Below are 26,449 nucleotides of genomic sequence, written 5' to 3'. Positions count from 1 at the left end.
CGAACCGGCAACAAGCCTCGCCCGCCGGTGGAGGGCCCCGGATGATCGAGGCGGGGCCGCGGCCACCTCGGTGGACAGCAACCGGCGCGGCCATTCGCGACCGTCCAGGAGGACGCCATGCCACAGCCCACCGCCCCCAGCGGCCCCATCCACCGTCTCGTCCCCTCGCCCGCGGGCCGGACCCACCTGGTGGAGCAGGGCCGTGGCCCGCTCGTGCTGCTCGTGCACGGCTTCCCCGAGGGCTGGTACGCCTGGCGGCACCAACTGCCCGCACTCGCCGACGCCGGACATCGCGCGGTCGCCCTGGACGTCCGCGGCTACGGCCGCTCCTCGCGCCCGGCGGCGGTGGAGGCGTACCGCCTGCTCGATCTGGTCGAGGACGCCGTCGCCGTGGTCGAGGCCCTCGGTGAACGCACCGCGGTGATCGTCGGCCACGACTGGGGAGCCGGGGTCGCCGCCACCTCCGCCCTGCTGCGGCCGGACGTGTTCCGCGCGGTCGGCCTGCTGAGCGTCCCGTACACCCCGCCCGGCGGTCCGAAGCCCACCGACGTCTTCGCGCGCATGGGCGGCGACGAGGAGTTCTACGTCTCCTACTTCCAGACGCCCGGCCGGGCCGAGGCCGAGATCGAGCCCGACGTCCGGGGCTGGCTCGCCGGCTTCTACGCCGCCCTGTCCCCGGGCACCATGCCCGGTCCGGACGCCCCGTCGCCGTACTTCGTCGCGCCGGGCGGCACCCTGCGGGACCGCTTCCCCGCCGGGCGGCTGCCCGACTGGCTCGGCGAGCGTGAACTGGACGTGTTCGCCGGGGAGTTCGAGCGGACCGGATGCACGGGCGCCCTCAACCGCTACCGCGCCATGGACCGCGACTGGGCGGACCTGGCCGACCACGCGGGCGCCGCTGTCACCCAGCCGTCCCTGTTCATCGGCGGCGGCCTCGACGCCTCCCTGAACTGGCTGGCCGACGCGATCGAGGCGTACCCGGTCACCCTGCCCGGCCTCCGCGGCTCCCACATCATCGACGGCGCCGGTCACTTCGTGCAGCAGGAGCGCCCGGCGGAGGTCAACCGGCTGCTGACGGAGTGGCTCGCCTCGCTGGACCGGTAGCCGAGGGAGCGGCAGTCGCAGGGCGAGTGGCCGATGGAGCGGCAAAGGGAATCGCCGGGCGCCGCCGGGGAGCCGTCGGGCAGGGAACACCCCTCGGCCCGACCCGAAAGAGCAGGGGTTTAACATGTGAGCGCCGCCTAGCTCGAAAGATAAGCCTGTGACTGTCAATGACGACTCGTTCACCCACTGGAAGAACCGCGAGGAGACCGCGGAAGCGATGATCCCGGTCATCGGGAAGCTGCACCGCGAGCGGGACGTGACCGTCCTGCTGCACAGCCGCTCCTTGGTGAACAAGTCGGTGGTCAGCATCCTCAAGACCCACCGATTCGCCCGCCAGATAGCCGGCGAGGAACTCTCGGTCACCGAGACCATGCCGTTCCTCCAGGCGCTCACCACCCTCGACCTGGGCCCCGCCCAGATCGACCTCGGCATGCTCGCCGCGACCTACCGCGCCGACAGCCGCGGTCTGTCCGTGCGGGACTTCACCGCCGAGGAGGTCGCCGGGGCCACCGGCGCCAACAAGATCGAGTCCCGTGAACCGCGCGACGTCGTCCTCTACGGCTTCGGCCGCATCGGCAGGCTCGTCGCCCGGCTCCTGATCGAGAAGACCGGCTCCGGCAACGGACTGCGGCTGCGCGCCATCGTCGTCCGCGACGGCGGCGGCCAGGACCTCGTCAAGCGCGCCTCGCTGCTGCGCCGTGACTCCATCCACGGCCAGTTCCACGGCACCATCACCGTGGACGAGGAGAACAGCACCATCGTCGCCAACGGCAACGAGATCAAGGTGATCTACGCCGACAGCCCGGCGTCCGTGGACTACACCGCGTACGGCATCAAGAACGCGATCCTCATCGACAACACCGGCAAGTGGCGCGACCGCGAGGGCCTGTCGCTGCATCTGCGTCCCGGCATCGAGAAGGTCGTCCTCACCGCCCCCGGCAAGGGCGACGTCCCGAACATCGTGCACGGCGTCAACCACGACACCATCAAGCCGGACGAGCAGATCCTGTCCTGCGCCTCCTGCACCACCAACGCCATCGTCCCGCCGCTCAAGGCGATGGACGACGAGTACGGGGTGCTGCGCGGGCACGTGGAGACCGTCCACTCGTTCACCAACGACCAGAACCTGTTGGACAACTACCACAAGTCCGACCGTCGCGGCCGGTCCGCGCCGCTCAACATGGTGATCACCGAGACGGGCGCCGCGTCGGCCGTCTCCAAGGCGCTGCCCGATCTGAAGGCCCGGATCACCGGCAGCTCGATCCGGGTCCCGGTGCCGGACGTGTCGATCGCCATCCTCAACCTCCAGCTGGCCCGCGAGACCACCCGCGAGGACGTCCTGGAGTACCTCCGCACGGTGTCGCTGACCTCGCCGCTCAAGCGCCAGATCGACTTCATCAGCGCCCCCGACGCGGTCTCCAGCGACTTCATCGGCTCCCGCCACGCCTCCGTCGTGGACGCGGGCGCCCTCAAGGTGGAGGGCGACAACGCCATCCTCTACCTCTGGTACGACAACGAGTTCGGCTACTCCTGCCAGGTCATCCGGGTCGTCCAGCACGTCTCGGGCGTCGAGTACCCGACCTTCCCGGCGGCCGTCCCCGCGGTGTGACACCGACCTGATCGGCCTCTTCGGACCGGCCTCCCCGCTGTGAGGGGAGGCCGGTCCGTGTCGTGCGGGCGGCCCGCCCGGGGAGCCGCACCTGCTTCCTAAAGGGTTTAGGCAGATGCATAATGGCTGTCGGTGGAGAGGAGGGTCATGGCACGCGCAGGACTGTCCGCGAGACGGCTCACCGAGGCCGGCGCGCGGCTCGCCGACGAGGTCGGCTTCGACCAGGTGACGTTGTCGGCACTCGCGCGGCACTTCGACGTCAAGGTCGCCAGCCTCTACTCCCATGTCCGGAACTCCCAGGACCTCAAGGTCAAGATCGCGCTGTACGCCCTGGAGGAACTGGCCGACCGGGCCGCCGCCGCCTTGGCGGGCCGCGCGGGCAGGGACGCCCTCTCCGCCTTCGCCGACGTCTACCGCGACTACGCCCACGAGCACCCCGGCCGCTACGCCGCCGCCCGCCTCCGGCTCAGCCCGGAGGCCGCCGCCGCGAGCGCGGGCGGTCGGCACGCCCAGATGACACGGGCCGTCCTGCGCGGCTACGACCTCACCGGAGCCGACCAGACACACGCCGTCCGGCTGCTGGGCAGCGTCTTCCACGGCTACGTCAGCCTGGAACTGGCGGGCGGCTTCAGCCACAGCGCCCCCGACTCCCAGGTCAGCTGGGAGCGGATCGTCGACGCGCTCGACAGCCTGCTGCGGAACTGGCCCGAGCCACCCGACGCCGGGTCGCCCCGGCCCCCGGCGTAGCCCCGCGCCGACGCCGTCGACCCAGCCGGAGCGGCCGGAGCAACCGACGTACGGCACACCCCCCGAAAGCCGACGCACGCCCCCACCCCGAACCACGAGGGAAGTCCCGATCCATGACCACCGACCCCACCTGGATCACCACGCCCATCACCCCCGGCATCCTGCGCGGCGCCCTCGAACTGGAGCACACCGCCCACGGAGTGCTGCCGCACCGGCTGCCCGCGTCGGCACGGGCGCAGAACACCGACCCGGGGCTCGCCCTGGCGGAGTCACAGCCCTCCGGCGTACGACTGGCCTTCCGCACCGCCGCCACCGTCGTGGAACTGGACACCCTGCGGACCCGGCGCGTCTACCTCGGGGCCCCGCCGCGCCCGGAGGGCGTCTACGACCTCCTCGTGGACGGCCGGCTCGCCGCGCAGGCCGTCGCCACCGGGGGCCACATCCTCACCGTCGACATGGCGGCCGGTTCCGCCGAGATCCAGGCGGGCCCGCCCGGCATCGCGCGCTTCGCCGGACTGCCCGGCGGTGAGAAGGACGTCGAGATCTGGCTGCCGCACAACGAGACCACCGAACTGGTCGCCCTGCGCACCGACGCCCCCGTCACACCCGCCGCCGATCCCGGCCGCAAGGGGTGGCTGCACCACGGCAGTTCCATCAGCCACGGCTCCGACGCCGCGAGCCCCACCACGACCTGGCCCGCCCTCGCCGCCGGTCTCGGGGGAGTGGAGCTGACCAATCTGGGCTTCGGCGGCAGCGCGCTGCTCGACCCGTTCACCGCCCGCGCCATGCGGGACACCCCCGCCGACCTGATCAGCGTCAAGATCGGCATCAACCTGGTGAACACGGACCTGATGCGGCTGCGGGCCTTCACCCCGGCGGTCCACGGCTTCCTCGACACCCTCCGCGAGGGCCACCCCACGACCCCGCTGCTGGTGATCTCGCCCATCCTCTGCCCGATGCACGAGACCACGCCCGGCCCCAGCGCCTTCGACCCCGACTCCCTCGGCACCGGACAACTGCGGCTCACCGCCGTGGGCGACCCCGCCGAGGTGCCCCTGGGCAAGCTCACCCTGACCGTGATCCGCGACGAACTCGCCCGGATCGTGGAGCAGCGCGCGGCCGACGACCCGCACCTGCACCACCTGGACGGCCGCACGCTCTACGGCGAGGCCGACACCGCCGAACTCCCGCTCCCCGACGGACTCCACCCCGACGCGGCGACCCATCGCCGTATGGGCGAACGCTTCGCCGAACTGGCCTTCGCCCCGGACGGCCCGTTCGGGAGGGCGAGTTCCTGAGCGGACCCCGCGCTCACCCCGTCCGGCAGGCGTCCAGCGCGCGCAGTGCCTCGCCCGCCGCGTCCGCCACCCACCCGGGCGCCCCGGCGGCGAGCCCGGTCAGCCGCGCCCGCACCCGCACCGCGTCCGACGCCGGCACCCCGACCGCCGCCGGCCAGTGGGCGAGGCCCGTCGCGGCACGATGGACGACCCGGTCGTCCGGATCCTCCAGGGCCCCCACGAGACGCGGCAGATCACCGGGGGTACCGGCGTCGGTGGCGTGGTCCGGGTCCAGCAGGGCCAGCAGAGCGGCCCGGACCTCCGCCGACGAGCCCCCCCGGTCCCACGCCTCCCGCACGAAGGGCAGCGCCTCCGCCCAGCCCACGAGCACCTGCCCCGTGCGCCGGACCCCACCCCGCCCACCGGCCAGATGAGCCACCAGCGCCTCGGCCACCGCCCGCCGCTCCCAGGGCCACAGCCCGGCGTCCACCAGCGCGGCCAACCCCTCCACCGCCCCGGCCCGCACCTCGGCCCCGGACTCCTCCAGCAACGGCAGCAGCAGCCATACGGTGTCCCAGCGCCCCGATCCGCCGAGCGCCTCGGCCGCCGCACCGCGGGTACCGGAGGGGAGCGCCGGGTCGGTGAGGGCCGCGCGCAGACGGGCCTGGGCGGCCCGGGTGCCGGCCATGCCCAGCGCCCGCGCCGCCGCGGGACCGGCCCGGCCGTCCCCCAGCCACCGAAGGGCCGGCCGGACCGTCCCCTCCTCGCCCGCCCGCGCCAGCGCGTGGAGCAGCCAAAACGCCGCCTCCGCGACCCGCTCGGCTTCCAGTGCCGTGCGCAGCGCCGCCCGTGTCCCGGGGGCGTCGGCCCGGTGGCGCAGCCGGGCGGCGACCACCGCGCGTACCGCCGGTGAGGGGGCGCGCAGTTCGGCGAGGAGGGCATCGTCCCAAGGCCGTTCCGCGTAGATGCTCCGCAGGGCCAGCAGTGCCGGTTCGCGGGCGGGGTCGTCGGCGCGGTCGGCCGCGCGGACGAGCGCCGCGGGGACGGCGGGGTCCTTCCGCGCGTCGTGGACCAGCGCCCACGCCCGCCCCCGCACCCCGGGCACCGGATCACCCAGCAGCCCGACCAGCGCGGGCGCGTCCCCCACCGCGCCCAGCGACCGCAGCGCGTCCAGGGCGTTGATCCGCGGAGGGTGATCGGGGTCGCGGAGCAGTCGCCCGAAGGCCGCGACGACGGCCGGTCCGCGCAGCCCCAGCCGGACCGCCGCCAGGGAGGCCCGACGGCGTACCCAGGGGTCGTCGTCCGCCATCAGACCCGGGAGCACGGCGTGGCCCGCCGCGCGGACGCCGAGCCTGCCGAGTCCTGTCGCGGCGCCCTCACGGACCTCCGGCGAGGGATCGGCCGCCGAGCGGATCAGCGCCGGGGCGTGCTCGGCCCGCCCGACCCTGCCCAGGCCCTTCGCCGCGGCGGCCCGCCGCCAGGTGTCGCCGGTCTCCAACTCCCGTAGAAAGAAGGCGATCTGGTGTTCCCGCTCCATGCGCACCCCGGTCGGTAAGACCTCCGAGGCGCGGGAAGGTTGCGCCGGGGCCGGGCGGAGGGGCGGATGCGCCGATCGGGCGCGCGGACCGGGCGGGCCCGCGGGAGCCGGACTAGCGTGGCCGTCGAACGGGCCATCGAGGTCGTGCTCGGCTTCTTGAAGGGGTCGCCCATGTCGAGGAACACCGACACCGTCGAGACCTATCTGGACGGGTTCCGCAGGAACGACCACGCGCAGATCCTGTCCTGCCTCACCGACGACATCGAGTGGACCGTCTTCGGGGCCTTCCGCCTCAAGGGCAAGCAGGCGTACGACGAGGCGATTGACGGCCCCGGCTTCGCCGGCCCGCCCCGTCTGGAGGTGGTCCGCATGGTCGAACAGGGCGATGTGGTGATGGCCGAACTGACCGGCACCGCGCCCCGGGACAGCGGTGCCGAACTGCGGATGTCGATGGCCGAGGTGTTCGTCATGCGGGACGGGAAGATCGCCGAACGGCGGGCCTGGGTGATCCCCCTGGCGGACAACGAACACCGCTGAGGGCCCCGCCCGGACGGCTCAGTGTGCCGCACCGGCGATCGGCAGGCGCTCGGTGAAGGTGCCGCCGCCGTCGCGGGACTCGTACACGCCGTCCTGTGTGGCGGCCAGGAGGTGGTCCGGCGACTCGGCGGTCAGGGCCTGGGGCGCGCCACCGGGAACCGTGCCCGCCTTCTTCCAGGTGGTGCCCGCGTCGGCGCTCAGGTGCAGGCCGCCGCCCTGGTCGAGGCCGTACAGGGTCTCCGGCTCGGGCCAGGACAGGAACGCCATGACGGCACCGGAGCCGTCGGCGAACGTCTCCCCGCCGTCACCGCTCCGCGCCACCCCGGACTCCGTGGTGGCCAGCACCAGGTCCGGGTCCTCGGGGCTGACGGCGAGGTCGAGGGCGGCCAGTTCGGCCCGGGTGTCCCAGGTGGTGCGGTCGGTGCTGACCCGCAGGACCCCGTTGGTGCTGTCGTAGCCGTACACCGTGTCGTGCGCGTACTCCAACGCGTGGAAGTCGGTGGTGCCGGCCAGGGAACGGGCCGTCCAGGTCCGGCCCGAGTCGCCGGACTCGATGAGGCCCCGATCGGCGGGTTCGTCGCTGCCGGGCTCCGGGTGCCCGCTGCCGAGGAACGTCTTCGCGCCGATGACGGTGAAGCCCATGTAGTCGGCCTTGTCGCCCACCCGTTCGGCCGTGTCGTCGTCCGACACGGCGACGACGCCTTCGTGGGTGGCCACGTAGAGCCGTCCGTCGGCCGGGTCGACGCCCACTCCGTGGACATGGCTGACGGTCGGCCCCGCGCCCCCGGTGGTGCCCGAAGCGGGCTCCGCCCCGGCACCGGAGTCGGAGGAACAGGCGGTGAGGGTGGCCGCGAGGAGCATCCCGGTGGCGGCGGCGAGCGGACGGAGCGGGGTCTTCATACCGGCGTTCTTTCCGTGGGGGCGCGCCCGGGTCCGGACGGCGGGCGCGGGGCGAAGTGCGGACGGCGGGCGCGGGGCGAACCATCTCCTAAGCATCTTAGGTGTCAGGGTTCCGGGATGATCGGCGGGTGTCGGCCCGGCGGGCACCGGGTCCGGGAATCGGGTACCAAGACAGGGGAGCGGGAACGGGCGTCGGGGCAGGGACACCGCCGCACGGGCACGGCGGCCAGGCACCGCGCCAGACGCGGGCGCGGCCAGGCACCGCGCCAGTCACGCCCCGGCCAGGCACCGCGCCAGACACACAGGCCAGGCACCGCGCCAGACACCGCGAAGGAGACACCGATGAACGCCACCGGCCGAGGGCGAGGCTCACTTCAGCATCCGCGCTTCGCCCGCCAGTATCTGAAGCTCGCCCCCGAGGCCGACCGGCGCGGCGGCACCGCCCACCGGGCCCGGTTGGTCGCCGGGCTGAGCGGGCGGGTGGTGGAGGTCGGTGCCGGGCAGGGGCGGAACTTCCCCCACTACCCGGACACCGTCACCGAGGTCGTCGCCGTCGAACCCGACGACACCCTGCGCTCCGTCGCCGAACGGGCCGCGGTCGCCGCCCCGGTGACCGTCACGGTCGTGTCCGGCGAGGCGGCCCGACTGCCGGTCGGCGACGGCGAGGCCGACGCCGTGGTCGTCTCGCTCGTGCTGTGCTCGGTCACCGATGTGCCCGGCGCGCTGGCGGAGATCACGCGCGTCCTGCGGCCCGGCGGTGAACTCCGCTTCTACGAACATGTCCGCTCGGCCCGTCGCTGGGCGGGTCTGCTGGAGGACGCGATCACCCCGCTGTGGCGCCGGATGGCCGGCGGCTGCCGGCCCAACCGCGACACGGAGGCCGCCGTCCGCGCCGCCGGATTCACCGTCACCACTCTCGACCGCTTCGGCTTCTCGCCGTCGCCGGGCGTGCCGAGCATCCGGCACATCGTGGGCAGCGCCGTACGACCCTGACGGCCGGGTGGAGGAGCCCGGCCGCCGGGTCAGCAGGACCGCCGCCCCGTCACGCCGCCTTGCCGTTGGTGCAGGCCGCGCCGGGCTCCGGGGTCTGGGCGCCCTGGATGTACTTCTCGAAGAACTCGTCGACCCTGGGATCCGACGCCTTGTCCACCTTCAGCTGATGCCCCCAGGCCGACAGCGTGATCGGCGACGACGTGTCCTTGTAGGGGCTCATCAACGTGTACGGGGTGCTCTTCACCTTCTTGGTGAGCGCCTCCACGTCCGCCTTCGCCGCCTTGTCGTTGTACGTGACCCAGACCGCGCCGTGCTCCAGGGAGTGCACCGCGTTCTCGTTCTGGATCGGCTCGGTGTAGACATCGCCGTTGCAGTTCATCCAGGCCGCGTTGTGGTCACCGCCGACCGGCGGGGTCATCGGGTAGTCGACCTGCGACTCGACATGGTTCTGGCTCAGGTCGTCCCAGGTCTTCTCGCCGGAGACCGGAGCGGCCTGCTGCTTCTCCTTCTCGTTGGCGGAGTCCAGCAGATACCAGCCGCCCGCCGCCACGGCGACGACGATCGCGGTGGACGCGGCGATGGTGAGGATCCGGTTGCGGCGCTCACGGGCCCGTTCGGCGCGGCGCTGCTCCTCTATTCGGGCGCGGCGCGCGGCGGTCTTGGCCGCCTTGGTGGCGGGCTTGCCTCTGCCCGCGCCGGGGTTCGGGTTCGGGTTCGGGTTCTTGGATTTGGCCGTGGCCATGGTGAAGTCCTTTGGGTGCAGCGGTGATCGACGGATGCCGGAGAACCGACGAAGAGGAACGGAAGGGCGGGAACGGGGACGCCCTAGGTGCGCAGCACTTGCAGGAGATGCAGGTCGGGTGGGCGCGGCGGTGGCGCGTACCGGGTGGAGCGGAAGGGGACCCCCGCCGGGCGGGAGTCGATCAGGGCGGGCGGGACCAGCGGCTGCGGCTGCGGGCCGGGTCCGGTGGTCGGGGTGTCCACCGCCGGTGCCCCGTCACACTGCTGATGCCCCGGGGACAGACAGGCGAGTCCGCGCGCCTGGCCGTCGGGGGTGCCATGGGTGACGTAGGCGACGGAGGTCGGGGCATCCGCCGACGGGTACTGCGGCGGGTACGTCTTGGCGCACAGACAGGCCACGCCGAAGAGCGTGGCCAGGGCCACGATGAGGCCCAGCACCATCGAGACGGAACGCCGCCGCACGGTCATGGTCCGGCGGCCCCTCGGGGCTCGGTGGCGGGGAAGGCACGGGTGAACACCTAGGCATCATAGGAGGCAGCGGGGGTCCGTGATGAGGGGGCCGCCACAAGTCTTGGGGAGAGCGCGCTGTCGGCGCGCGGGACGGGTGTGATGTCAGGTGCCCCGGTCCGCGGGTGCCTCCGACAGCGGGCACATGTCCAGGGGGCAGGCGTTCATGTGCAGGAGCGTCAGGGCGGGTTCCACGGCCAGGGCCACCGGCAGCGCGGCGACGGCCAGCGCCACCAGTGCCCCGGCCCCCACCACCGCCCCGTGCAGCGGCCGGTGCGGGGACAGCAGACGCCTGACTCGGCGCACCACATCGCCGCCCGCGGACAACGAGGCGGCCGGGGCGCCCGCCCCGGCCAGTTCCACCAGCGCCCCGGCGAGCGCCGGCCGCCCTGTGTCACGGGTCGCCGTGTCGTCGACCGCCATCTCCACCAGACGGCGGGTCTCGTCGGCCGCCGTCCGGAACAAGGGGACCCGCCCGAACGCCCGGGCCAGTGCGTCCGCGTACCCGAGGACCAGATGGTGGCGGCCCCGGATGTGCGCGCGCTCATGGGCGATCACCGCGGCCAGGGCGCCCGGCCCCAGCGCGGCCGGCGTCGCGGACGTCAGGACGATCCGGTGCCCGAGGCCGGGCAGACAGTACGCCGCCGGACGCGCGTCCTCCAGCACCGTCACCCCGAGGTCCGCGCGCGGCGTGCCGACCAGCGCCAGCACCGCGGCGTGCCGGGACCGCGCCCGCCGCGCCCGCACCAGCCCGGCGGCCAGACACCAGCCGACCCGGCCCACCACCCCCACCGCCAGCGCGACTCCGGCCGTCGCGACCGCCGCCCCACCGGGCGCCGCGTACCGCGTCCGCAGCACCGCCGCACACGCCTGGAGCAACTCGGCCAGCCCGCCGCCCACCGCAGGCGACGGCACCGCGACCGCCAGCCCGGCCAGCGTCACGGACACCACCACGGCCGCGGTCAGCGCCTGCCACACCCGGACACCTAGGGTCTGTCGTTTGGATCAGCCTGGCTATGAGAAACGGTGCCGCTCGGTCGGGCCGAGCGGGGTCTGGTGCGTGGAGCTGCAAGGCGGAGGAGGGCGGCGACGCGGAGCGTCGGCAACCGACGACAACGCCGCAGATCCGCGTGCCAGACCCCGCGACGCCGGGATGATCCAAACGACAGGCCCTAGGCGCGGCGAGCGCGCGGTCCAGGCGGCCCGCCGGAGCCACTGCGGCCCGAACGCCCCGAGGACGGCGGCGTACCCCAGCAGGAGGACGGCGATCCTCATGCGCGTTCACCGCCCGCCCGCTCGGCCAGCGCCGCCCGCAACTCGGCGCGTTCCCCCGGCTCCAGCTCGTCGAAGAGCCGCACCAAGGTCGCCGTACGGTCCGCGCCGGTCGCCCACACCTGGTCGATGAGCGAGGCGCCGTACTCCTCGCGGCTCTTCGTCGCCCGGTAGTTGAAGGCCCGCCCGGACTTGGCGCGGGCCAGCCACTCCTTGCGGTGCAGGATCTCCATCACCGTCTGCACGGGTGTTGTACGCCAGCGGCTGCGCCCGGCCGTCGTTGAGCCGCTCCAGCACCTCCCGGACGGTCCGGGGAGCACGGTCGGCCCAGACGACATCCATGATCGCCTGCTCCAGCTCACCGAAACTCCGCACCCGTACGCCCTCTCGACCGTTCGCGGCCGTCCGCGACAACCCGAACGTCATGGTAGACACCGGCTTGTGCCGGTGTGATCACCCGGCCCGCCCGTACGCCGAGGCCAGTACGGGCGGATACTCCCGCCGTCGGACGACCCGCACCCCGGTGGGCGGGCACGGTGGGGCACGTGAAACTCAGCCGCCCCGCACGCCGGGCCTCTCTCGTCGTCCATGTCGTCTCCTCCGCGACCTGGCTCGGGCTGACGCTCGGGCTGCTCGCGCTCGGCGTCACCGCGGCCACCGACGGATCCGCGGTGACGGTGGAGGCGTCCGTGCGGGCCATGAAGCTCTTCGCCGACCTGCTCCTGCTCCCCGTCGGGTTCCTCACCCTGCTCAGCGGACTGCTGCTGTCCCTGGGCACGGCCTGGGGACTGGCCAGACACCGTTGGGTGCTCACCAAGTTCTGGCTGACCCTCGCCACCCTCACCGCCACCGTGTTCGCCCTGCGCCCGGGGGTGGACGACGCCGTCACCGCGGTGGCGGCGGGCGGGACACTGCCCGACGCGGGAGAGGTGCTGTTCGGGCCGATCGTCTCACTGTCCGCCTACCTCTTCATGACCGCGCTCTCGATCCTCAAGCCCTGGGGACCGACCCGCCGCGGCCGACGGCCGCGATCCGCAGGGCGCGGCCGGCCCACCCCGCGACCGGCGACCGGGTCCGTGCGGGCCGATTAGCTGAGTAACCTGCCTGGCGACGGGCTCGTCGGGGCCTGAGCACCGTCGACCGCGATCACGGCCGACGGGCGGGGCGGCGGGCCGTCGCGGCGAGCGGACGACGAGGGGACGACAACGGTGGACGTGATCAAGGATCTGGCGTACCGGGACCGGCGGGAGGCGGCCCGGGCCCACCTGGTGGCGAGCGGCCGGGCGGCGGTGCGACCGCTGATCGAGGAACTGTTGGACGAGACCTCGGCCGTTCCTTACCGCGACATCCAGAACCTGCTGGCCACCGGCATCGGACCGGACGCCTACGACGAGGTGCTGAGCGCGCTGGCCGGGGCCGAGGACGAGGAGGCACGCCGCCGACTCAGCGGAACCTTCACGTCGTTCGGAAGCGTCGAGCGCTACCGGGAGGCCCTGAGCCATCCGTCCGCGGAGGTCCGCAACGCCGCCGCGGTCGGCATCCAGTTCGCCTGCTCGGTCGCCTACGGCCGCGCACCCCGTCCCGGCGTGGACTACGCACGGCTGATCGAGGCACTGATCCCGCTGCTCGCCGATCCCGACCCGGGAACCGCCCAACGCGCGGAATGGGTGCTGACCATGCTCGGGCCGGGCGTCGAGGAGCCGCTGCGCCGTGTACGCGCGGACGGACCCGGAAAGCTGCGGGCCCGCGCCCTGGGCGCCCTGGCCGCGGTCGGTGGCGAGGAGGCCCTGTCACCGAAGGACCGCGCCGCGGTGGAACGCCTCATCCGCGTCACACTGCTCCACGACGAGGCCGTGCCCCTCGACACCTGCTTCACCTCCTGGATCGCCGTGCCCACCGGCGACCAACGGAGCGTCGGCGAGGTGCTCGGCCTCTTCGACGCACGGCCGGCCACGTTCGCGCTGGGGCAGAGCATCGGCGCCCACGACAGCCATGACGGTGCCGAGTTCGGTCGGGTCTACGTCACTCCGGAAGTGGACGGCTGGACGCTGGTGCTCGGCCCGTGGTGCGATCCGGCCGACCCGGAGCGGGCGGAGGAGGTGCTGCACGCCGTCACCGAGCTGAGCCGCCGTCACGGCCGGGCCCAGGCGTACTACTTCGGTGAACAGGGCGGCGGCTCCGCCTGGCTGATCGCGGAGAACGGCTCCGTCGTACGCCGTTTCTGCGCCTCCTGGAAGGACGACGACGCGGCCCTGCGGCTGGGGGAACCGCTGCCCGAGGAGCGCGCCGCCTGCGTCGAGGAAGGCATCACCCCGGTCGGCGACACCGAGGACGGCGAGAACGACGAGGAGTGGCTGGACCTCGCCCCCTATCTCGCCCCGCACCTGGCCGCACGCCTCGGCGTGAGCCCCTTCGACCTGGGGCCGCACACCACGGTCCACGGATCCGGCCTCGTGGCCCTCACCCCCTACGCCCGCGCCCACGGCCGACCGTCCACGGGGGCCTACGCGATCTGAGCCACCGTGGCTGCGAGCGACGCCGCTCCGACGGGGGAGGCCGGTGCCGTCAGCCGATGTCCACCACCCGAGCCCACGCGGGCGGGGTGTCGGGCACATAGTCGGGTTCGGACTCCCGCACCGTCGAGGCCGCGTCGAGCCGCGGGAACAGCCCCACCACCGTCCGGCACGGCGGACGGTGACCGGGCCACGGGGTCTGACCGTCGGTCAGCACCACGATCACGTCCGGTCCGGGCCGCGCCCGCAGCGCCCGGCTGAACCCGGCCCGCAGATCCGTGCCTCCGCCGCCGACCAGCGCGATGCCCTCCGCCCGGCACAGCGGCTGCACCGACCCCGACGAGGCGTCGCACGGCACCACGCTCACCAGATCGCGCCGCCCGCCCACCGCGCGGGCGATCGCGGCGACCTCACGCAGCGCACTGCCGAGTTCCGCGTCACTGACCGACCCGGAGGTGTCGATGACCACCGACACCCGGGGCGGCATCCGGCGCAGGCTCGGCAGCACCACACCGGGCACCCCGGCCGCGCGCCGCGCGGGACGGCCGTAGGTGTAGTCCTCCCCGGCCCCGCCGGCCGAGACCGCCGAGCGGATCGCCGCGCCCAGCAGCTCACGCCACGGTTGCGGCGGCTGGAACGCCTCCTCGGCCCACCGTCGCCACCCCGCCGGGGCGCTGCCCGGCCGCCCCTTGATGCCCTGCGCCACCCGGAACCGCACCGCGTCCCGCTCCCGCGCGCTGAGCCCGTGCCCGCCGTCGGGCCCGCGGTCCCACTCCCGCTCCAGCCCGTCCGCCCCGCTGCCGCAGTCCAGCCACACCAGTTCCTGCGTCCGCGGCCCGAGCCGGAACTGCCGGAGGTAGTCCTCCATCAACTGGCCCGGGTCGAGCCCCAGCGTCGACGGTACGACCGCCCCCCTGGGCCTGGTGAGGCCGTCGCCGTACACATCGTCGTTGATCTCCAGGTCCGCGGCGATATTGATGCGCAGCCGTTCGCCCGGGCCGGTCAGCCCGCGGTGCCGTGCGCCCCGGTCGCCCCGGTCGTGATGGTCCCGCAGCAGATGGGACACCTCGTGCACCCAGACCCCGGCCAGCTCCTCCACCGGCGTCCGGTCCACGAACGCCGGGGACACATAGCACCGCCAGTACCGGTCCACCGCCATGGTCGGGACACTCCGGTCCTCCACCACGTACAGGGCGAACAGCGCGGTCGCCAGATACGGCCGCACCTGGGCGGCGTGCAGGCGCGCGGTGCAGAGCTTGTCCATGTCCAGCTCGCCGGAGGGAGGGGACGGCGGGGGCGGGGCCGGGAGCGGCGCGGGTGCGGTCCGGCTCTGGGGTTGGGGCCGGCTCTGGGGCCGGGGTCCGGTGTGCGTTCGCCTCTCCACGGTCATCGGGGCGCCCCACTGCGGGCCTTGACCCGTGCCGTCATCTCGTCGGCGCGCCGCGACAGGACGGCCACCCCGGCGAGCCGCTCGATCTGCTCCGGCACGTCCCAGTCCTGCTGCCGCAGCGACGCGAGGGTGGTCGCCGGTACGACGACCAGGTCCGGGGCACCGGTGTCCAGAGCCCGTACGAGCAGCGCCCAGGCCGCGTCCCAGCGGGCCTTGTCGGGCCGCCGCCGTACCGCCTGGACGACCGCGTCGAGCGCCGCCTGCCGCAGGTCCCCGCGTCGGGGCAGCTCGGCGGCGCAGGGGTCGGCGAGGAGGTCTTCCGGGTCCGGCAGGTCCATGCGGTCGACGCTCGCGAGCAGTTCCAGGCCGGGTCCGTCCCCGACCGTGCCCCTGACCAGCAGGGAGAGCACATCGCGCGAGGAACCCGCCGCCGTCACGAAGGCGATCAGGCGCAGGGTCATGTCCCAGCTGCGCGGGGAGGGCCAGGCCCCGCCCCGCCGGGTCTCGGTGCCGGGCAGCCGGTGGGTCAGCTCCGGCCGGGCCGTAAGTAGCCCGCACACCGCCCGCCGGGCGAAGTCGACGGCGTCCGGCAGCCGTCCGGGGTCCAGTCGGGGCAGGTCGGCACGGGGCCAGGTACCGCCCAGTCCCCGCACGACGACCTCGGGGTCGTGCGTCCACTGAAGGTGCACGAACCGGTTGGCCAGCGGCGGACTCAGCTCCCAGCCGTCGGCCGCCGAGGCACGCGGGTTGGCGGCGGCCACGATCCGGACACCGGGAGGCAGCCGCAGTGCCCCGATCCGTCGCTCCAGCACCAGCCGGAGCAGGGCCGCCTGCACGGCCGGGGGAGCGGTGGACAGCTCGTCGAGAAACAGCAGCCCCCGGCCGGCCCGCACCAGCCGCACCGCCCAGTCCGGCGGGGCCATCGGCACGCCCTGCCCGGCGGGGTCGTCCCCGACGACCGGCAGCCCGGAGAAGTCGGACGGTTCGTGCACGCTGGCGATGACCGTGGTCAACGGGAGGTCGAGGGAGTCGGCGAGCTGGGTGAGCGCCGCGGTCTTGCCGATACCGGGCTCACCCCACAGCAGTACGGGGAGGTCGGCCGCCACCGCCAGGGTGAGCGCCTCCAGTTGGAGGTCGGCGCGTGGCTCGGTCGCCGTGTCCCCCAGCAGGGACAGCAACTCACCGGCGACCTTGAGCGGGTCGGCCGGGGCGGGGTCGGTGGCGTACAGGGTGGGTGTGGTCATGAGGCATCACCATGGGGTCGTGCCGGGGTGCTGGAGGGCGCCCGGCGAGGGGTGTGGATTCGCCGCACCGGCCTCATCGAGGGGGTGGGGCGTGCGGGTGGGGGAGCCGGCGCGGGCCCGGCCGCCGGTGCGGGGTCCGGCGCCGCTTCAGCCGTGCTGCGCGTGACGTGGGTGCGGACTGCGAGGGGGAGTGACGCCGCGGCGCGGGCGGGAGAGCGGGGGCGTGCGGCGCGCTCCGGGTTGGCTCAGGCCCGCCCGGAACAGCCCGTACAAGATGCGTCGCCGCGCCGCCGTCTCCAGGGCGTCCCGCAGCGCGCCGTCCCGCAGCGACGCGTCCGGGCCGAGCAGGCTCTCCACGATCGCCAGCGCACCCGTGGTGTCCCCGTGCCGCAGGCGTTCCTCGATGTCGGGGAGCAAGTCGGGACGCCGATGGGCCTGGTCGACGGCCTGGAGGCAGCCCAGCGGAGTACCGGTCAGCGTGGCCAGCAGCGTCTCGCGCCGGATCTCGTCGGGAGGGTGGTCCAGCGGGACGAGGACCCCGTCCACGAGCCCGATCCGATGGGTCTCGCCCCGGCATTCCACCTCACGCGGACCGGCCGCCCGCCGCGCCGTGGGAGCCGGCTCGCGCCCGGGTACGAGCGCCTCGGCGACCAGCGGATGCAGCCGCCCGGCGTCGATCGCGCCGGCGCGGAGCAGCTCCACGTCGGGCGGCACCCAGGTCGCCGCGTCCGGCAGCACCGGCAGCGCGGTGGCCGTCCGCGCGCCCTCGGCACGGCGCAGGACCGTCCCGCCCGCCTCCAGCACGAACCGGCGGCGGCTGTCCACCCGCACCAGGACGGCCCCTTCGGTCCGCCCCGCGTCCCTGAGCACCCGCTGCGCCTCGGCCGGCCAGCGTCCGACGGCACAACGACGGCCGTCGGCGGCCAGGTCGGCCAGGTCGGCCAGGTCGAGCGGGCCGAGAAGGTCGAGCGGGTCGAGAAGGTCGGTGTACCGGTCATGGTCGGGCGGGGATCCGGCGCCCGACCGGAACCGCAGCTCGGCCGTCCTGCGCGCATCCCACAGATGCCGGTGCAGATCGAGCCGGAAGCGCGGGTTCGGACGCGGGTGCGGATGCCCGTGGGCGGTCCGCAGATCGCCGTTCCAGAGGCCGAGGGCGAACCGCTGCCCGGCGTCGGCCCACGCGGGCACGGTCCGTGCCACCAGCCACACCGGGGACGTACCGTCCCGCGCGGGGGCGTCGTAGCGTGCGAGAGCGATCGTCAGGCCCGTCCTGAGCAGCCCGTCGGGTGCGACCCTCGGCAGGTGCCAGCGCAGCAGATCGGGCGCCAAGTGACGTAGATCCGTGCGGAGTCGGGAGGCCAGTTCACGGCCATGGACACGGGCCGCGGCCCGTAGGTCGAGATCGACCTCGACCCGCGCGGCGGCACACGCGCCCGCCCAGTCCCCGGCGAGACGCCGGGCGGTCGCTGTCTCGATCATCGAAGGCGGCACGGCGAACTCGCGCACGCGCGGCCAGAAGGAGGTACGGGAATCCCCGTTCGCGAGCGAAGTGAGCATCAGCACTCACCTTGCGCGGACGGGACCCCCGATCTGTCACCGGAAGGAGTAGTCATCGCGAGGAGCATAACCACCGGACTCGCCGTGCCGCGAGGGTATTTCGACTCCGGGCGCATCCCCGGCCGTCGGAAGGGGAGACGAGTCACTGTTCGCGCGCGGGGTCCTCGCCCGGCACGCGGTGGCCGGCGCCCGCACCGCCGTCGTCACCACGACGTGGGCGCCCGGCACCCGGCGTGCCGTCGAACTCGCCCGAGCGCTACGGCATCTGGGCGCGGGCGCACCCCGGCTGCTCGGCTACGCCGACGCCCATTTCCCGCCCCGGCATCCGGCGCGGCCCGACTGGTCGACGCACCCCTGGACGAGTCCGTACGGCGGCTCGTGACACATATCCGCGCGGTCCGCCCGGACATCGTCGTCACCCACGACGCCTGCGGCGGGATCACCCGTCACCCCGACTATGTGCACACCCACCGGCTGACCGTGCTGGCCGCCCACGCGGCCGGTCTCGACCTGCGCTGTCCCGACGCCGGCCCCGCCTGGCAGCCGCGTGCCGTCCACCGCGCCACCCACCCGCACTCGGCGGCGGACGGACTGCGGGACATCATCGGCGGGGACGACCTGAGACACAGCGTCCCCGACGCGCAGATCGGCGCCGCCGTCGATGTCACCCCGTGGCTGGACCAGACGATCGCGGCGATCCTCGCCCACCGGAGCGAGGTGGCACGGGGCGCCGTGCCGGGGGGTCGTCGCGGCGGCGTCACCGGAGGACCGTCGGCGGCCGGCGGCAGGGGGTGGCGGACGTACCACTCGATGCCGAGCAGCCGCGACCGGCGGCCGGACCGCCGGGACCCGCAGGTCAGGGCGGCTGTCAGTGGGGCGACGTACCATCGCGACCATGACCAGCCGCCCCACCTCGGACCAGTACCTGCGCGATCTCGCGCGGCTGCGGCGCGTGAAGGACCGGATCGACCGGGAGTACGCCCAGCCGCTCGACGTCGAGGCCCTCGCGCGCGGCGCGCACATGTCGGCCGGGCACCTCAGCCGCGCGTTCCGGCGCGCGTACGGGGAGTCGCCGTACAGCTACCTCATGACCCGGCGCATCGAGCGCGCGATGTCGCTGCTGCGCCGGGGCGACCTCAGTGTCACCGAGGTCTGCTTCGCGGTCGGCTGCTCCTCGCTCGGCACCTTCAGCACCCGTTTCACCGAGCTGGTCGGGGTGCCCCCGAGCGTCTACCGGCGGGAGGGGGAGAAGGCTGTCGCGGGGATCCCTTCGTGTGTCGCCAAGCAGGTCACCCGGCCCGTCAGGAATCGAGAAGCGTCCCTGTCGGGCCGCGGTTAGCGTGAAGGCCATGGACATCACCATTCACGCCAGCTTCCTTCCCCACGACGACCCGGAGGCCGCCCTGGTCTTCTACCGGGACACCCTCGGCTTCGAGGTCCGCAACGACGTCGGGTACGAGGGCATGCGCTGGATCACGGTCGGCCCCGCCGACCAGCCCGCCACCTCCATCGTGCTGTACCCGCCGGCCGCCGACCCCGGCGTCACCGAGGACGAGCGCCGCACCATCTCCGAGATGATGGCCAAGGGCACCTACGCCAGTCTCGTCCTCGCCAGCAAGGACGTGGACGGCACCTTCGAGCGGCTCCAGGCCGACGCCGAGGTCGTCCAGGAGCCCACCGACCAGCCCTACGGTGTGCGGGACTGCGCCTTCCGCGACCCCGCGGGCAATCTGATCCGGATCCAGGAGAAGCGCTGACCGCGCGGGCCGAGACCGTCTGACCCGGGGGCGGGGCGCGCGGAGGGCCACCGCAGGGCTCCCCTCCAATCGAATGCATGAGCGAAGAAAGGTCCCGTGATCCTGCCGTCGGCGTATACCCTGTCCTACCGATCGACCCGGCCCACCGAACCTCTCGGTCGGCTCGGTCGGGTGCACACGGGCGACGCCGGCGGGGGACGGCGGCGGCGTTCCGGCAGCGGACGACAGAACGGGGAGCGTGCGGCGGCCCCCGCGTGAAGGCGAAGAACACGCGGACCGCCCGGCACGACATGGACCACGACCGCGAGGGCGCCCCGCGGCACATCGGCGCGCGGGCGGTTCGCGGCGCAGAGAAAGACACGGAGAAATGGCCAAGACGACGGACACCCACTCGCCCGAGCCCCATGCCGCCGACAGCCACGACATGATCCGGGTGCACGGCGCCCGCGAGAACAACCTGAAAGACGTCACCATCGAGATCCCGAAGCGCCGTCTCACGGTGTTCACCGGGGTCTCCGGCTCGGGCAAGAGCTCGCTGGTGTTCGACACGATCGCGGCGGAGTCGCAGCGGCTGATCAACGAGACGTACAGCGCGTTCGTCCAGGGCTTCATGCCCAACCTGGCCCGGCCCGAGGTCGACGTCCTGGACGGGCTGACCACGGCCATCACCGTCGACCAGCAGCGCATGGGCGGCGACCCGCGCTCCACGGTCGGCACGGCCACCGACGCCAACGCGATGCTCCGCATCCTCTTCAGCCGGCTCGGCGAGCCGCACATCGGCGGGCCCGGCGCCTTCGCCTTCAATGTGCCCTCGGTCAAGGCCAGCGGCGCGATCACCGTCGAGCGCGGCAACCAGAAGGCCGAGAAGGCCACCTTCTCCCGCACCGGCGGCATGTGCCCGAACTGCGAGGGCCGCGGCAAGGTCTCCGACATCGACCTCACCCAGCTCTACGACGACTCCAAGTCCCTGGCCGAGGGTGCCTTCACCATTCCCGGCTGGAAGTCCGACAACGTCTGGACCGTCGGCGTCTACGCCGAGTCCGGTTTCCTCGACCCGGACAAGCCCATCCGTGACTTCAGCGAGCAGGAACTGAAGGACTTCCTCTACCGCGAGCCCACCAAGGTGAAGGTCAATGGGGTCAACCTCACCTACGAAGGGGTCATCCCCAAGATCCAGAAGTCCTTCCTGTCCAAGGACAAGGAGGCCATGCAGCCGCACATCAGGGCCTTCGTGGAGCGCGCGGTCACCTTCACCGACTGCCCCGCGTGCGGCGGCACCCGGCTCGCCGAGGCGGCCCGCTCCTCCAGGATCGACGGACTCAACATCGGTGAGGCGTGCGCGATGGAGATCCGCGACCTCGCCCGCTGGATCCGCACCCTGGACGAGCCGTCGGTCGCCCCGCTGCTCGCCAAGCTCCAGCACACCCTCGACTCCTTCGAGGAGATCGGGCTCGGCTATCTCTCCCTGGACCGCGCCTCCGGCACCCTGTCGGGCGGTGAGGCGCAGCGCGTCAAGATGATCCGCCACCTCGGCTCCTCGCTCACCGATGTCACCTATGTCTTCGACGAGCCCACCATCGGACTGCACCCGCACGACATCCAGCGGATGAACGACCTGCTGCTGAGGCTGCGGGACAAGGGCAACACCGTGCTGGTCGTGGAGCACAAGCCCGAGGCCATCGCCATCGCCGACCATGTCGTGGACCTCGGCCCCGGTGCCGGTAGCGGCGGCGGCACCGTCTGCTTCGAGGGCACGATCGAGGGACTGCGCGCCAGTGGCACCGTCACCGGCCGCCACCTCGACGACCGGGCCACGCTGAAGGACACCGTCCGCACCCCCAAGGGCACCCTGGAGATCCGCGGCGCGACCGCCAACAACCTCCAGGACGTCGACGTCGACGTCCCGCTCGGGGTGCTGTGCGTCGTCACCGGCGTCGCGGGCTCCGGCAAGAGTTCGCTGGTGCACGGCTCGATCCCCACCGCCGAAGGCGTGGTCTCCGTCGACCAGAGCCCGATCCGCGGCTCGCGGCGCAGCAACCCGGCCACCTACACCGGGCTGCTGGAGCCGATCCGCAAGGCGTTCGCGAAGGCCAACGGCGTCAAGCCGGCGCTCTTCAGCGCCAACTCCGAGGGCGCCTGCCCCACCTGCAACGGCGCCGGGGTCATCTACACCGACCTGGCGATCATGCAGAGCGTCGCCACCACCTGCGAGGACTGCGAGGGCAAGCGGTTCCAGGCGGCGGTCCTGGAGTACCGGCTCGGCGGCCGGGACATCAGCGAGGTGCTCGGCATGTCGGTGACCGAGGCGGAGCGGTTCTTCGCGGAGGGCGAGGCCCGCACCCCCGCCGCCCACAAGATCCTCGCGCGGCTCGCCGACGTCGGCCTCGGCTACCTCACCCTCGGCCAGCCCCTCACCACCCTCTCCGGCGGTGAACGCCAGCGGCTCAAGCTGGCCGTGCACATGGCCGACCAGGGTGGGGTCTACGTCCTGGACGAGCCGACCACCGGCCTCCACCTCGCCGATGTCGACCATCTCCTCGGTCTCCTCGACCGACTGGTCGACTCCGGCAAGTCGGTCATCGTCATCGAGCACCACCAGGCCGTCATGGCCCACGCGGACTGGATCATCGACCTCGGCCCCGGTGCCGGCCACGACGGCGGAAAGATCGTCTTCGAGGGCACCCCGGCCGAACTGGTCGCCGCCCGCTCCACCCTCACCGGCGAGCACCTCGCCCGGTACATCGGGGACTGAGCGGGCCCGCTGGTCGCGGACGGGCCGGGAACCCACCGTTCCCGGCCCGCCCCCGCCCCGCCGGTCGGGGGGGCGACACGGGTGGCCCCGCACGCGGCCACGGCGGCACCCGCCACACCGGCACCACCCGGTCGGACATCAGACCCGCCCGATCAGCTACGGCAGGTCACATCCCGCCCCGGCAGCTCACCCGTCGCGAGATAGGCGTTGACCTGTCCGTCGGCGCAGGCGTTGCCGTACTCGCCGAACACGCCGTGCTGCCCTGCCTTCACGGTGACCAGGCGGGAGGACGACCACTGCTCCCGCACCTGCCGCGCCCCGCTGTAGGCGGTGCGGGTGTCGCCCGTGGCGTTCACCAGCAGCGCCGGTACGTCGTTGTCGACCACGGTCGGCGCCTCCACGGGGGAGTCCCAGAACTCGCAGGCGGAGACGTTGTTCACCAGCGGACCCGCGAACGGCGTCGTGGCACGGCTCTTCTGGATCGCCTTCCAGTAGCTCGCGACCCCGCGCCGCTCGGCGATGTCCCCGCACAGGATGGCCATCTGCACACTGCCCTGCTCGGAACCGTCCTTCGTCGTGAGGAACGTCAGCACCTCGGTCAGCAGCGCGTCAGGGCGCACATCGGGTTCGCGGTCGGCGGCCCGGGCCATCGTGCGTACGAAGCCCGCCAGCGCGTCGCGGTTCTCGTCGAGATCGCTGCCCAGCCCCATGAAGAACACGACCGGCGCGTAGCGGGCGTCGAGCCGGAAGTCCCCGATCCGCAACGGCTCCTCGTCCGCCTCCCGCAGAATACGCTCGACGGTGGCCAGCACCTTCTCACGCGAGTCGCCGAGACCGTACGTGTCGTCCCGCGCCGCCGCCCAGGACGCCCAGGCACGCAGGGCCCGCTCATTGGCCGGCCCGGAGTCCGCGAGGAGCGTCTGGGTGTACCGGGCGGGGTCGAGCACCCCGTCGAGCACCATCCGCTCGATACGGCCGGGGAACATCTGCGTGTACACCTGGCCGAGATAACTCCCGTACGAGTAGCCGAGGTAGGAGATCCGCTCCGCACCCAGCACCGTCCGCACCAGGTCCATGTCGCGGGCCGTGTTGCGGGTCGTGACGTACGGCAGCAGCTCGCCGTTCGTGCGCTCGCACCGCTGCGCCAGGTCACGCTGGAGCGCCACGGCACCCTGGAACGAGGCCCGGTCCGGGCCCGCCGAGAAGACCCCCGAACCGACGTCCCAGCCGCAGTCCAGCGGCGTCGAACGGCCCACGAACCGGGGATCCATGCCGATCAGGTCGTAGGCCGAGGCCACCTCGCCCATCGCCTTGCCGACGGTGAGCGGCATCTCCAGACTCGGACCGCCGGGACCGCCGTTGTTCAGCAGCAGCGGGCCCACCCGTCCCTCCTCGTCGGAGGCCGGGAGCCGGGAGAGGGCGACGGTGAGGGTCCGCCCTTCGGGATCCGCGTAGTCGAGCGGCACCGTCAGATCGGCGCACCGGGCGCCCGCCGCGTCGAGTTCCTGTCCGGTGGTGTCGTCGGGGCCGAGGGCGCAGCCGCGCCAGTCGAGCTGCTGGGAGGTGAACCGCTCCAGCCCGGCCGGAGCCGGCGGTTCCGTCGGTTGCGCCGCAGAGGCCGGAAGGGCCGCCGCGCCGCAGACCAGGGCTGCTGCGCCCGCGACGGCCAGGTGCATTCGGGTAGTCGTCCGCATACACCGAACCTAAGCCGTCATCACCCTTCCCCGCTGTGTGGGCATCCCCCCGGTTCCGGTGGGGCCAGCCCTACCGTGTGACGGGCCGGGAAGGTGTGGCACGCGGCTGGTCGTCGTCCTGCGTGACCTGGTCGAACCGGCCCATGAACCGGAACCGCCCGCCCCTCGCCCGGTACAGGAAGGCCGACCGCTCCAACTGGAGCAGATGCATGTCGTCCTTCGTGAACGTGAGCGGCTTGACCATCCCCTCGTACCGCGTCGTGAAGATCCGCTCGGCGACCTCCCCGGGCCGTACCGTCGCCCGGGACCCGAACCCGTCGAGCGTACGGGCCAGCAACCCCGTGGCGTCGTACGCCTCGGCGGCCCAGCGCCCGGGCACGGTGCGGTACCGGGCGCGGTACGCGGCGGTGAACGCCCGCGCCGCCCCGCTGTCCGAGGACTGCACCTCGGTGTAGGGCGCCTCGAACACCCAGCCCTCGGCGGCGCTGCCCGCCGCGTCCAGGAACTCCTTGCGCATCGCCGGCTCGAAGCCCGTGCGCGCCCCGGCGAAGCCCGCGTCGGCCAGCGCGCGGGCACAGGCCGCCGTACGGGCCGGCGAGGATCCCGCGAAGACGACCGCTTGCGGGGCGTCGGCGAGGGCCTGTGCGACGACCGGCCCCAAGTCGTCCTGTCCGGCGGCCACCGGATGGACCGTGACCGTGCCGCCGAGGTCCTCGTTGGGCGGCGAGTCCTCAAGGTTGCGGCGCACGTTCTGGGCCAGCGTGTCTGCCGCCCCGTCCACGATCACCGCCGTACGGCGGATGTCGCGCACCCGGGTCAGATAGCTGGTCACCGGCAGGACGCGGTAGGTCGACGGGGCCCGGGTGACGACGAGGCTGCGGGTCGTCACCTTCGCGGGCGACAGACCCGCCTCGTCGGGGTCGGCCGAGACCAGCAGGAACGGCATGGACGCCGCCCCGTACAGCGGGCCCGCGGCCCGTGCGGCGGCGACGGTGCCGGGGCCGATCACCGCGCACACGTCCGGGTCGGCGAGCAGCGCGCGCGCCGTCGACGCCGCCCGCCCCGCCTCACCCCGGTCGTCCTGGACGGTGAGCGCGAGACGGAAGGCGATGCCCGCGCGGGCGTTGTGCGCGGCGATCGCGAGCCGCACCCCCCGCTCCTGCGCCGTACCGAGGTCCTTGTGGGCGCCCGAGAGAGCGGCCTGGAGAGCGATCGTGCGGGTCGGCACCGGGGGAGCGGCGCCGCGCCCACCCGGATCGCGCCGCCACAGCAACCCCGCTCCCGCGGCACCGGAGGCGGCCACCGCCGCGAGTGCCGAGCCGCCGATGACAAGCGCCCGGCGCCGGGTGGGCGGCCGGTCCCGGACGTCCCCGGCGGCCATGGCCGGGGCGGCGGCCTGCGGACGCGGCGGCGGATCCAGCGCCCGCGCGGAACGGTCGGCGACCAGCCGCACCACCTCGGGCGGCAACCAGCCCTCCCCACCGCCCGCCGAGGCCGCCTCGCACACCGCCCGCAGCCCGGTCGCGAGGGGCCGCCGGGCCGGTTCCTTCGCCAGGCACCCGGCGATCGCCGCGGCCAACTCCGGCGCCACCAGCGCGCCGAGCCCGTCGAGATCGGGCTCCTCGTGCACCGTGCGGTAGAGCACCGTGCTGGGATCCCCGGAGCCGAACGGACGCCGCCCGGTCGCCGCGTACGCCAGCACACAGCCGAGGGCGAAGACATCGCTGGGCGCCGCCACCTCGCCCGCCGAGGCCCTCGCCTGCTCGGGCGCGAGATAGCCGGGCGTGCCGATCACCACGTCCGGCGCGGTCAGCGCCGTCACGCCCGCGCCCTGCGCGATCCCGAAGTCGATCAGCCGCGGGCCGTCCAGGGCGAGCAGGATGTTGCCGGGTTTGACGTCCCGGTGCACCAGGCCCGCCGCGTGCACCTCGGCCAGCGCCCGCGCCAGCCGGGCACCGAGCACGGCGACCGTACGGCCCGGCAGCGCCCCGAGCGCGGCCACCGCCTCGGCGAGCGAGGGGCCCGCCACGAACGCCGTCGCCAGCCAGGGCGCCGCGGCCTCCGTGTCCGCCGCCGTCACCGGCACCACCCAGTGCCCGGTCAGGCCGCCCGCGAGCCGCACCTCCCGCCGGAACCGGGCCCGGAAGGCCGGGTCGGCCGCGTACTCGGCCCGGATCACCTTCAGGGCGACCGGCGCCCCGTCACCGGCACGGGCCAGATAGACCGTGCCCATACCCCCCGACCCCAGCCGGGCGAGCAACCGGTGCCCGCCGAGGCTCTCGGGGTCCTCGGGTCGCAGTGCGCGCATCGTCCGTTCC

Annotated in this window: 23 protein-coding genes; 12 read left to right on the top strand and 11 right to left on the bottom strand. The window is 73.7% G+C overall.

Translation table 11 applies throughout. From position 1 onward, the window contains the following. The first annotated feature begins 117 nt into the window (after window positions 1–117). The 4 genes from ACIQNG_RS36425 (at window position 118) to ACIQNG_RS36410 (ending at window position 4,758) form a co-directional block, all read left to right on the top strand. Window positions 118–1,104, top strand: a complete 987-nt coding sequence (locus ACIQNG_RS36425; protein ID WP_401491195.1) for an alpha/beta fold hydrolase — start codon at window positions 118–120, stop codon at window positions 1,102–1,104. 157 nt (window positions 1,105–1,261) lie between these two features. After that, window positions 1,262–2,713 carry a glyceraldehyde-3-phosphate dehydrogenase gene (locus ACIQNG_RS36420; RefSeq protein WP_401491192.1) on the top strand — a complete coding sequence of 484 codons (1,452 nt, stop codon included), beginning with the start codon at window positions 1,262–1,264 and terminating at the stop codon, window positions 2,711–2,713. A gap of 147 nt (window positions 2,714–2,860) precedes the next feature. Then, window positions 2,861–3,460: a TetR/AcrR family transcriptional regulator gene (locus ACIQNG_RS36415; RefSeq protein WP_401491189.1), complete on the top strand. Its 600-nt coding sequence runs from the start codon at window positions 2,861–2,863 to the stop codon at window positions 3,458–3,460. Between the two features lie 113 nt (window positions 3,461–3,573). Beyond that, a complete protein-coding gene (locus ACIQNG_RS36410) occupies window positions 3,574–4,758 on the top strand; it encodes a GDSL-type esterase/lipase family protein (RefSeq protein WP_401491187.1) in 1,185 nt (394 codons plus the stop codon). A 13-nt stretch (window positions 4,759–4,771) separates the two neighbouring features. Here the strand turns inward: ACIQNG_RS36410 and ACIQNG_RS36405 are convergent, their stop codons facing one another. Continuing rightward, the gene (locus ACIQNG_RS36405; protein ID WP_401491185.1) at window positions 4,772–6,274 is read right to left on the bottom strand and encodes a HEAT repeat domain-containing protein; all 1,503 of its coding nucleotides are present in this window, start codon (window positions 6,272–6,274) and stop codon (window positions 4,772–4,774) included. A gap of 117 nt (window positions 6,275–6,391) precedes the next feature. Here ACIQNG_RS36405 and ACIQNG_RS36400 point away from each other — a divergent pair, with 117 nt between their 5' ends. Further along, window positions 6,392–6,811: a nuclear transport factor 2 family protein gene (locus ACIQNG_RS36400; RefSeq protein ID WP_401491184.1), complete on the top strand. Its 420-nt coding sequence runs from the start codon at window positions 6,392–6,394 to the stop codon at window positions 6,809–6,811. An 18-nt stretch (window positions 6,812–6,829) separates the two neighbouring features. Here ACIQNG_RS36400 and ACIQNG_RS36395 read toward each other — a convergent pair whose 3' ends face one another. Continuing rightward, window positions 6,830–7,711, bottom strand: a complete 882-nt coding sequence (locus ACIQNG_RS36395) for a F510_1955 family glycosylhydrolase (protein WP_401491181.1) — start codon at window positions 7,709–7,711, stop codon at window positions 6,830–6,832. Window positions 7,712–8,053: 342 nt separating this feature from the next. Here ACIQNG_RS36395 and ACIQNG_RS36390 point away from each other — a divergent pair, with 342 nt between their 5' ends. Further along, complete coding sequence (locus tag ACIQNG_RS36390) at window positions 8,054–8,704, top strand: class I SAM-dependent methyltransferase (protein WP_401491178.1); 651 nt, start codon at window positions 8,054–8,056, stop codon at window positions 8,702–8,704. A 49-nt stretch (window positions 8,705–8,753) separates the two neighbouring features. Here the strand turns inward: ACIQNG_RS36390 and ACIQNG_RS36385 are convergent, their stop codons facing one another. From ACIQNG_RS36385 to ACIQNG_RS36370, 4 genes are all read right to left on the bottom strand, one after another. Next, window positions 8,754–9,446 (bottom strand): DUF3105 domain-containing protein, encoded by a 693-nt coding sequence (locus ACIQNG_RS36385; RefSeq protein ID WP_401491176.1) that lies wholly within the window; start codon window positions 9,444–9,446, stop codon window positions 8,754–8,756. Window positions 9,447–9,529: 83 nt separating this feature from the next. Further along, a complete protein-coding gene (locus ACIQNG_RS36380; RefSeq protein ID WP_401491174.1) occupies window positions 9,530–9,913 on the bottom strand; it encodes a hypothetical protein in 384 nt (127 codons plus the stop codon). Window positions 9,914–10,057: 144 nt separating this feature from the next. Then, window positions 10,058–10,930: a M56 family metallopeptidase gene (locus ACIQNG_RS36375; protein ID WP_401491172.1), complete on the bottom strand. Its 873-nt coding sequence runs from the start codon at window positions 10,928–10,930 to the stop codon at window positions 10,058–10,060. Between the two features lie 293 nt (window positions 10,931–11,223). Further along, complete coding sequence (locus ACIQNG_RS36370; RefSeq protein WP_401491169.1) at window positions 11,224–11,562, bottom strand: BlaI/MecI/CopY family transcriptional regulator; 339 nt, start codon at window positions 11,560–11,562, stop codon at window positions 11,224–11,226. Between the two features lie 207 nt (window positions 11,563–11,769). Here ACIQNG_RS36370 and ACIQNG_RS36365 point away from each other — a divergent pair, with 207 nt between their 5' ends. After that, entirely contained in the window at window positions 11,770–12,315 is a 546-nt protein-coding gene (locus ACIQNG_RS36365; RefSeq protein ID WP_401491168.1) for a DUF2269 domain-containing protein, read from the top strand. Between the two features lie 117 nt (window positions 12,316–12,432). Then, on the top strand, window positions 12,433–13,740 hold the full coding sequence (locus tag ACIQNG_RS36360) for a HEAT repeat domain-containing protein (RefSeq protein WP_401491166.1): 1,308 nt from the start codon (window positions 12,433–12,435) through the stop codon (window positions 13,738–13,740). A 49-nt stretch (window positions 13,741–13,789) separates the two neighbouring features. Here the strand turns inward: ACIQNG_RS36360 and ACIQNG_RS36355 are convergent, their stop codons facing one another. The 3 genes from ACIQNG_RS36355 to ACIQNG_RS36345 all read right to left on the bottom strand — a co-directional run bounded on the left by ACIQNG_RS36355 (window position 13,790) and on the right by ACIQNG_RS36345 (window position 17,928). Beyond that, window positions 13,790–15,001 (bottom strand): VWA-like domain-containing protein, encoded by a 1,212-nt coding sequence (locus tag ACIQNG_RS36355; RefSeq protein ID WP_401491164.1) that lies wholly within the window; start codon window positions 14,999–15,001, stop codon window positions 13,790–13,792. A gap of 122 nt (window positions 15,002–15,123) precedes the next feature. Further along, window positions 15,124–16,371, bottom strand: a complete 1,248-nt coding sequence (locus ACIQNG_RS36350) for an AAA family ATPase (protein WP_401491161.1) — start codon at window positions 16,369–16,371, stop codon at window positions 15,124–15,126. Window positions 16,372–16,518: 147 nt separating this feature from the next. Beyond that, on the bottom strand, window positions 16,519–17,928 hold the full coding sequence (locus tag ACIQNG_RS36345) for a hypothetical protein (RefSeq protein ID WP_401491160.1): 1,410 nt from the start codon (window positions 17,926–17,928) through the stop codon (window positions 16,519–16,521). A gap of 178 nt (window positions 17,929–18,106) precedes the next feature. On the opposite strand from ACIQNG_RS36345, the gene ACIQNG_RS36340 reads away from it, so the two are divergent. From ACIQNG_RS36340 to ACIQNG_RS36325, 4 genes are all read left to right on the top strand, one after another. After that, a complete protein-coding gene (locus ACIQNG_RS36340) occupies window positions 18,107–18,310 on the top strand; it encodes a hypothetical protein (protein ID WP_401491157.1) in 204 nt (67 codons plus the stop codon). Between the two features lie 513 nt (window positions 18,311–18,823). Further along, on the top strand, window positions 18,824–19,267 hold the full coding sequence (locus tag ACIQNG_RS36335) for a helix-turn-helix transcriptional regulator (RefSeq protein WP_401440532.1): 444 nt from the start codon (window positions 18,824–18,826) through the stop codon (window positions 19,265–19,267). Window positions 19,268–19,277: 10 nt separating this feature from the next. Then, window positions 19,278–19,685, top strand: coding sequence for a VOC family protein (locus ACIQNG_RS36330; RefSeq protein WP_401440499.1), 408 nt, complete (start codon window positions 19,278–19,280; stop codon window positions 19,683–19,685). A gap of 367 nt (window positions 19,686–20,052) precedes the next feature. Beyond that, window positions 20,053–22,437 carry an ATP-binding cassette domain-containing protein gene (locus ACIQNG_RS36325; protein ID WP_401491156.1) on the top strand — a complete coding sequence of 795 codons (2,385 nt, stop codon included), beginning with the start codon at window positions 20,053–20,055 and terminating at the stop codon, window positions 22,435–22,437. A 152-nt stretch (window positions 22,438–22,589) separates the two neighbouring features. On the opposite strand, the gene ACIQNG_RS36320 is transcribed toward ACIQNG_RS36325, so the two are convergent. Both ACIQNG_RS36320 and ACIQNG_RS36315 read right to left on the bottom strand, forming a co-directional pair. Continuing rightward, window positions 22,590–24,131 carry an alpha/beta hydrolase gene (locus tag ACIQNG_RS36320; RefSeq protein WP_401491153.1) on the bottom strand — a complete coding sequence of 514 codons (1,542 nt, stop codon included), beginning with the start codon at window positions 24,129–24,131 and terminating at the stop codon, window positions 22,590–22,592. 70 nt (window positions 24,132–24,201) lie between these two features. Then, window positions 24,202–26,439: a bifunctional serine/threonine-protein kinase/ABC transporter substrate-binding protein gene (locus tag ACIQNG_RS36315; protein ID WP_401491151.1), complete on the bottom strand. Its 2,238-nt coding sequence runs from the start codon at window positions 26,437–26,439 to the stop codon at window positions 24,202–24,204. Window positions 26,440–26,449: the final 10 nt, after the last annotated feature.

Source organism: Streptomyces sp. NPDC091377 (assembly GCF_044757045.1).
Taxonomy (GTDB): domain Bacteria; phylum Actinomycetota; class Actinomycetes; order Streptomycetales; family Streptomycetaceae; genus Streptomyces.
Note: the sequence above shows the minus strand (reverse complement) of the source record. Positions and strands in the feature narration are given on the sequence as shown.

What these genes read in the sequence shown, in the direction of transcription:
- ACIQNG_RS36425 (WP_401491195.1), top strand. Translation starts at nt 118, where the DNA reads ATGCCACAGCCCACCGCCCCCAGCGGCCCCATCCACCGTCTCGTCCCC.
- ACIQNG_RS36405 (WP_401491185.1), bottom strand. Translation starts at nt 6,274, where the DNA reads ATGGAGCGGGAACACCAGATCGCCTTCTTTCTACGGGAGTTGGAGACC.
- ACIQNG_RS36415 (WP_401491189.1), top strand. Translation starts at nt 2,861, where the DNA reads ATGGCACGCGCAGGACTGTCCGCGAGACGGCTCACCGAGGCCGGCGCG.
- ACIQNG_RS36335 (WP_401440532.1), top strand. Translation starts at nt 18,824, where the DNA reads ATGACCAGCCGCCCCACCTCGGACCAGTACCTGCGCGATCTCGCGCGG.
- ACIQNG_RS36395 (WP_401491181.1), bottom strand. Translation starts at nt 7,711, where the DNA reads ATGAAGACCCCGCTCCGTCCGCTCGCCGCCGCCACCGGGATGCTCCTC.
- ACIQNG_RS36315 (WP_401491151.1), bottom strand. Translation starts at nt 26,439, where the DNA reads ATGCGCGCACTGCGACCCGAGGACCCCGAGAGCCTCGGCGGGCACCGG.
- ACIQNG_RS36345 (WP_401491160.1), bottom strand. Translation starts at nt 17,928, where the DNA reads ATGCTCACTTCGCTCGCGAACGGGGATTCCCGTACCTCCTTCTGGCCG.
- ACIQNG_RS36385 (WP_401491176.1), bottom strand. Translation starts at nt 9,446, where the DNA reads ATGGCCACGGCCAAATCCAAGAACCCGAACCCGAACCCGAACCCCGGC.
- ACIQNG_RS36370 (WP_401491169.1), bottom strand. Translation starts at nt 11,562, where the DNA reads ATGTCGTCTGGGCCGACCGTGCTCCCCGGACCGTCCGGGAGGTGCTGG.
- ACIQNG_RS36380 (WP_401491174.1), bottom strand. Translation starts at nt 9,913, where the DNA reads ATGACCGTGCGGCGGCGTTCCGTCTCGATGGTGCTGGGCCTCATCGTG.
- ACIQNG_RS36330 (WP_401440499.1), top strand. Translation starts at nt 19,278, where the DNA reads ATGGACATCACCATTCACGCCAGCTTCCTTCCCCACGACGACCCGGAG.
- ACIQNG_RS36350 (WP_401491161.1), bottom strand. Translation starts at nt 16,371, where the DNA reads ATGACCACACCCACCCTGTACGCCACCGACCCCGCCCCGGCCGACCCG.
- ACIQNG_RS36390 (WP_401491178.1), top strand. Translation starts at nt 8,054, where the DNA reads ATGAACGCCACCGGCCGAGGGCGAGGCTCACTTCAGCATCCGCGCTTC.
- ACIQNG_RS36355 (WP_401491164.1), bottom strand. Translation starts at nt 15,001, where the DNA reads ATGGACAAGCTCTGCACCGCGCGCCTGCACGCCGCCCAGGTGCGGCCG.
- ACIQNG_RS36410 (WP_401491187.1), top strand. Translation starts at nt 3,574, where the DNA reads ATGACCACCGACCCCACCTGGATCACCACGCCCATCACCCCCGGCATC.
- ACIQNG_RS36325 (WP_401491156.1), top strand. Translation starts at nt 20,053, where the DNA reads ATGGCCAAGACGACGGACACCCACTCGCCCGAGCCCCATGCCGCCGAC.
- ACIQNG_RS36320 (WP_401491153.1), bottom strand. Translation starts at nt 24,131, where the DNA reads ATGCGGACGACTACCCGAATGCACCTGGCCGTCGCGGGCGCAGCAGCC.